Raw genomic sequence first — 6822 nt, forward strand, 5'->3', positions numbered from 1 at the left:
GGCAGCCGCCAACTCTCGATTCGCGACGCAGCCTGACCGCTGGAGGCAGCCGACCCTCATCGGTCGGCGCGATGTTCTTGCGCGCCCGGAATGCGCGCGATATGGAGATCCGATGAAGCATGTGTTGATGGTGGGACGCTCCCTCGAGATGCTGACGAAGGGCGTGAAGCATGGTGTGCGTTATTCCTTGCTGTGCAAGAACGCTCCGCGCGTGGGAATTGAAGATCTCGGTTCCTTCAGCCGGATCGTCATGCTCGATCCAGGCGCTGGCGTCGAGGAATGGATCGCCCACGCGAGGTTGATCCAGCAGCGCGATCCTGTCGATGCCATCGGAGGATTCACCGAAGACGAGGAAGCGATCTCGGCCGAGATCGCCTCTGCGCTCGGCCTGCATTACCACTCCGCCGACGTGGTCGCCAATACCCACGACAAGTTCCGCATGAGGCAGACGCTTCGCGCCGCTGGCGTGGACGACACGGTCAGCTGCCTGCTGCCATCCGCCGATGGCGAGCGTATTCGAGCATTCGCTGCCGACCACGGTTATCCCGTCGTGCTCAAGCCCGTCGATGGTGGTGGCAGCCTCGGCGTCTCCATCGCGAGGAACGAGCACGAACTCGACACGGCCATTCGCTGGTTCGAGCGATGGGCCTCCAAGCATGCGCTTCTGGTCGAGTCGTATCTCGAAGGCGATGAGTGGAGCGTCGAAGCATTTTCGGAAGCCGGTGTGCACCGTGTGATGTGCATCACCCGGAAATACAAGGATCCGAAGACATGCGTCGAAACCGGACATTGTCTTCCCGTGCTGCTCGAACCTGAAGCGACTCGGGCCATCCATGATTTGGTGGGCAGCACGCTGACGACGCTCGGGATTCTCGATGGCCCGACGCACACGGAACTCATCACGACACCGCGTGGACCGCGCGTGGTCGAGACCCATACCCGGATGGGTGGGGATCTCATCGGCAAACTCATACGACTGGTGACCGGAATCGATCCCCACGAGCTCTGGTGGCGCCAGACACTGGGGCAATCGGTCATCGACGAGGTTCCGATCTGCGGAGACGGCAAGCATGCCGCGATTCGCTATGTCAGCCCGCACGCCTTCGGCGTTCTCGAGCGCGTGGAAGGAGTCGAGGAAGCCAGGGCGTGTCCCGGCGTCGAGGATCTGGGCGTTCTCAAGAAACCCGGCGCCGTGCTCGGCGAGGTATTCGATTCCTCCTCGCGTGCGGCAGCGGTGATCGCCACCGGCGAGACCCCGGATCAGGCCATGGATCGTGCGACAGAAGCGACGAAGGCGTTCCGTTTTGTGGTCTCGTGCGCGGCATGAATCCGTCATCGCAGATGCGTGGAACGCCGTCTTTCCGGGAAGCGTCCACGTTGCGCCCATGCCGCCGCACGGGATGGCGTTTCAAGGCAGATCAAAGCCTCCGGCATCGTCGCATCGGAACTCGCACCTCATGTCGGCGGCATGTCGCCGACATGACTTCTGGGTCTGGCGTACTGCGATATGCCGTAAGCATCCTCCGCTTCCGCGAACGTCGCGGTGATGGCTGCGCCCATGTCTCCCCGGCGACATGTCGCGCGCATGATTCAAGAAGCCGTGTCTGGACTGGAATCGACCGGTTCGGACGACGCGCGGCAGGCATGGCGCATACGCATGCCTGAAATGGGCTGCGAGCACGCCCATGCATTCGGAAGTAACGACGGAAATAGGACGATCCATGCAAGACGATACGAAACAAGCGTTTCATTCCCAGACGACCATGGCTTCCTCGGAAGCGCAGGCAGGAGATTGCGAGATCTCCTTCCAGCAGATGGGTGTCTGGCTGCATGGCCAGCTTGCCGGGAGCGATCTCTACAATCTTGTCTACCACAGGATTTACGATGAGATGCTGGATGAGCGCGCTGCCCGCCGTGCCATCGAGGCGATCGTTTCACGTCATGCCACGCTCCGCTGCGTCTTCCGGATCGAGCACGGTCGCGTTTTGCAGAAAACGCTCGATGCAGTGCATGTGCCATGGGTGAGCACGCGCTTCGAGTCCCGGGATCCGGCCGCCCAGGAAGCGCACGTGGCATCGCGCGTCGATGCCGAGAATCGATCCCCGTTCGATCTGTCGGTCGGCCCGCTGCTGCGTGTCGAGTACATCGCGCTCGGTGACGAACGATGCGCGTTGATCCTGTCCGTGCACCATATCTGTTTCGATGCATGGTCCATCGGCATTTTCGAAGACGAATTCAAGGCCTTGTACGATGCCGAGGTTTCGGGTGCGAGCGCCGATCTTCCGCAGATCGACGGGGATTATCTCGATTATTGCCGCCAGCAGCACCAGCGCCTGCAAGGCGCGGATTTCCGCGAACAGGTCGATTACTGGCGCCAGCGGCTTTCGGACCTTCCTCCGTTGCACGGTTTGCCGCTCGATGCCCCCAGGCCGGCACGGCGGGGACATCGCGGCGGCCTTTACTCGGCTGGTCTGGGCGCTTCTCTGTCCAGGCGTTTCGCCGACCTTGCTGCTGCCAGCGGCGTTTCACTGTTCATGGCGATCCACGCGGCATTCGCGACCCTCATCGCGCGTCACAGCAATCGGTCCGATGTCGTCATCGGTGTTCCGTTCGCCAACAGGTTCGACTTGCGCGGCGACGGCATCGAACGCGATCGTGTGATCGGCATGTTCGCCGATCCGCTCGTGATCCGTGTGGACTGCCCGGCGTCCAGTTCGTTCTCCGGCCTGCTGGATGAGGTGAGAACGGCAAGTATCGAAGCCTACGAAAACAGCGACGTGCCTTTCTCGCTGCTGATCAAGGAGCTGCGCGTGGCGCGCGACGATCGCGCTTCGCCCTTGTTCCAGATCATGCTGAACATGGCGGAAGATGGCGATAATCAAGGCTCGACATCCGGTTTCCGCCTGTCGCTCACCGATCAGGCCAAGTACGACCTGAATCTCTTCGTTTCGAACGACGATGGCGAGATCCGCTTCCACTTTACCTACGATGCGGATCTCTTCACGGAGGAGACGGTTTCGACCTATCACAGGCACCTCGTCCGTCTGATCGACTCCGCCGTCGCCGACCCGGCATGCAACATCTACATGCTTCCGATGTTCGACGAGGCAGAGCACAGCCGCCTCATCGCGCATTCAACGGGGCCGAGCCCGGATGACGCAGGGTTCCAGCTGATCTCCGCCTTCGACGCACAGGCCGTGCGTTCGCCGAGCCGCATCGCGCTTGTCGACCAGGCGGCATCCCTGGATTACGGCACCCTTTCCGCGCGCGTCGATCGGATCGCATCCGCGCTGCTCCGCACGGTTCCTCGCGACACCGGGCAGCAGCCCATCGTTGCCTTCCATGTGCCGAGGGGAAACGACACGGTTGCGCTCATGCTGGGGATTGCGAAGGCCGGCATGGCGTTCCTCTGCCTCGATACGCAGGCGCCGACGGCCCGAAATCGCACGATCATCGAGGATGCATGCCCTTCGCTGCTGGTCTGCGCAGATGCGGGCGAGTGGTCCGATTTCCGTCAATGCCGGATCATCGAGATGGATTCGCTGTTGGCCGCACCATCCGACCTGCCGGTGATGGCGCTGCCCGTCCCGCGCCCCGACGACATGATGTACATCGTGTATACCTCGGGTTCCACGGGCATGCCCAAGGGCGTGGTCGTCGAACATCGTCAGTTCGCGAACTTCGCGTCCGGCTTCCGTGCGCAACATGAAGCCCTTGGGCTCTCCGAACTCGACGCCTGGCTGGTCAGCCAATCCTTTACGTTCGACCCCGCGCTGATCGCGCTGTGCATGCTTGCCCGTGGCGCGAAGGTCGTGATTCTTTCCGAAGAGCAGATGCGTGATCCGGAACAGATCATGCAGGTCGTCGCTCAGCATCGCATCCAGGTCTTCAAATCGTCGCCGAAGCTGGCGCTGGCATTGGTCGATCGCGTCCGGGATCAGGACTGCGCGCCGCATCTCATCGTCGGCGGCGACGACACGTCTCCGGCCGACTTCGAGCGTATCCAGGCCTACTGCAGGCGTTTCGGACGCAAGGCCATCAATGCCTACGGTCCGACCGAGACCACCATCAACTGTGCGTTCGACGTGATGGAAGCAGATGTCGCGATCGGCAGGCCGATGGCAGGATGCCGCGCCTACGTGCTCGGCGAGGGCATGTCGCTGCTGCCCTACGGAAGCGTCGGTGAACTGTGCATCGGCGGCGCCTGCGTGGCCAGGGGCTACCTCAACCATCCTGATCTCACCACGAACGCCTTCGTTGCCGATCCGCACTGCGGACAGACGCCCGGTCGTATCTACCGTACAGGCGATTACGTGAGGCGGTTGCGCGATGGACGCCTGCAGTTCGTGGGTCGTCGCGACGACCAGATCAAGATACGCGGCTATCGCGTGGAGATCGCCGAAGTCGAACGGGCCATCCGTGCCACTGCTCTGGTCCGCGACGTGCGCGTGTGCTTCAAGCAGGACACACAGCAACTGCTCGCCTTCGTGATTCCCCATGCGTCCGATGCGCCTCCCGCTACTGCCCTGTCCGCGCTTCAGGCGGAAGTGGAACGGCAGCTTCCTGGCTACATGCAGCCTGCGCGTTACGTCACCGTCGACGCCTGGTCGACGACGCGGCATGGCAAGGTCGACCGCGATGCGCTCCTGAAGCTTGCCACGCAGGCCGGTGATGTCTCCGTCGGTCTTCAGCCGTCCGGTGAAATCGAGTGTGCGCTCGCGTCCATCTGGTCGTCGCTGCTGGACGTGCCGGTCGAAACGATCGCGACCGACAGCTGCTTTTTCAGACTGGGCGGGCATTCCCTGATCGCGATCCAGCTGCTGTCCAGGCTCTACGATGCCTTCGGCCTGCTGCTGCAGGTGCGCGATATCCTGGAAAACTCCCGGTTCTCGGAGCTGGCGGACAGGATCCGGTGCGGCATGGGGGGCGACCTGGAGACGATCCCGGTGCAGCCGCGTGGTCAGGGGAGATATCCGGCGTCCTACAGCCAGAACAAGTTCTGGTTCGTCGACGACCTGAGTGCAGCGGGGAACCGGTTCAACATCGTCATGCGCATCGCGCTCGATGCGACGTGCGACGAAGCGGTCATCCAGCGCTCCCTGGATACGCTGATCGAGCGGCATGAGGTGCTGCGCTCGACTTTCGAGCATGCGGACGGTCTCTGGCAGGTCGTCCACGCGCCGTTCTCCTGTCCTTTGGTCGTCATCGATCTCAGGCAGGAGGAGGCCGGGCAACGGCGTCGCCGCATGGCGTCGATCCTGCGCGATGCCTACGGCCTGCCGCGCAATCTGGGCACTGGCCCCCTGATCGAAGCGATGCTCGTCCGCGAGCCGACGAGCAGTCATCTGCTGCTGAACATCCATCACATCGTCTCGGATGCCTGGTCCAACCAGCTCATCGTCGACGAGTTCCTGCGTTGCCACGAAGCGCTGTCCTGCGGCCGAACGCCTGAACTCCCCGCGCTGCCGATCCAGTACGCCGACTACGCCGCATGGCAGAAGCAGCGGCTTTCCATGCGCCTGCCGGAACTGGAGGCCTATTGGCTGCATCGTCTCGACGATCTGCCCGCTGTGCATGGGCTCCCGCTCGATTTTCCAAGGCCTTCCGTGCAGGGTTCTGCTGGCGCGTACCACGTCCAGACCATCGGCGCAGATCTCCAGCAAGGATTGTCGGACCTTTTCCTCCAGCACAGGGCGACGCTCTTCGTCGGCCTTCAGGCACTGTTCTCCGCATTCCTGTCGCGTCTCTCAGGTGAGGGCGACATCGTCATCGGTACGGCATCGGCGAACCGGGACCATCCGGACACCCGTCATGTCATCGGCGCATTCCTCGATACCGTCGTCCTCAGGAACGATGTGCGCAGCGAACGGGCCTTCATCGAACATCTCGTCGCTACGCGCGATGGCGCCCTTGCGGACCAGGCGCATTTCGACATGCCGTTCGAAGCCCTGGTGCGCACGTTGAATCCCGAGCGCAATCCCGCGTACAGCCCGCTGTTCCAGCTCGTGCTGAATCTGGTCTATTCGGACAACGACATCCTCGGCTATGAAGCAGGGGATGACGCCGACGCGCAGCATCCGATCAGCGTGAACTACGACCTCACCCTCTACGTGCAGCCGAAGGCGCACGGATTCGAACTCACCTGGTGCTACGCCACCGACCTGTTCCGTCCCGAGACGATCGCGCGGATGGCGAACAGCTTCGAGACGCTGCTGTCGGCCGTGGTCGCCGATCCGCAGCGGCCGCTGCATGCGCTGCCGCTGGTGGACGAGGACGAACGCGCGGCGCTGGTGGCGCTGTCGGAAGGCCCGGCGCCCGAGCGCGCGGCGGTGCTGCTGCCGGCGCTGTTCCGCGCCAACGCGCAGCAGCGCGGCGATGCGGTGGCGGTGCAGCTGGAGGACGAGGCACTCGACCACGCCGAGCTGGAATCGCGTTCCAACCGCATCGCCCGTGCACTGGTCGCCGCCGGCGTGCAGGTCGGCGACCGCGTCGGCGTGTGCCAGGAACGCACGCTGGACATGGTCGCCAGCGTGATCGGCACGATGAAGGCCGGCGCGGTCTACGTGCCGCTGGACCCGGGCTATCCGGACGAACGTCTGGCCTACCTGCTGTCGGATGCGGGCATCGGCCACGTGCTGACCGAAGCCTGGCTGGCGCCGCAGCTGCCGCTGTCGGGCCAGCGTGTGGTGCTGGTGTCGGACGCGGCGGGCGAGGACGGCAGCGAGTACGCCAGTCCGGTGACGGCCGAGACGGTGGCGTACATGATCTACACGTCCGGTTCGACGGGCCAGCCCAAGGGCGTGTGCGTGCCGCACGGCGCGC

2 protein-coding genes are annotated in these 6822 nt (G+C 63.5%); both read left to right on the forward strand.

The genetic code is table 11. From position 1 onward, the window contains the following. Positions 1 to 112: 112 nt before the first annotated feature. Positions 113 to 1327, forward strand: coding sequence for an ATP-grasp domain-containing protein (locus ACFQ0E_RS15685; RefSeq protein ID WP_386825388.1), 1215 nt, complete (start codon positions 113 to 115; stop codon positions 1325 to 1327). Positions 1328 to 1721: 394 nt separating this feature from the next. Then, on the forward strand, positions 1722 to 6822 hold a 5101-nt coding region (locus tag ACFQ0E_RS15690; RefSeq protein WP_386825390.1), incomplete at its 3' end, for an amino acid adenylation domain-containing protein.

The organism is Lysobacter brunescens (genome assembly GCF_042677005.1).
GTDB classification, from domain to species: domain Bacteria; phylum Pseudomonadota; class Gammaproteobacteria; order Xanthomonadales; family Xanthomonadaceae; genus Lysobacter_I; species Lysobacter_I brunescens.

Excerpts from the sequence above, each read along its gene's own strand:
- ACFQ0E_RS15685 (WP_386825388.1), top strand. The coding sequence starts at position 113 with ATGAAGCATGTGTTGATGGTGGGACGCTCCCTCGAGATGCTGACGAAG.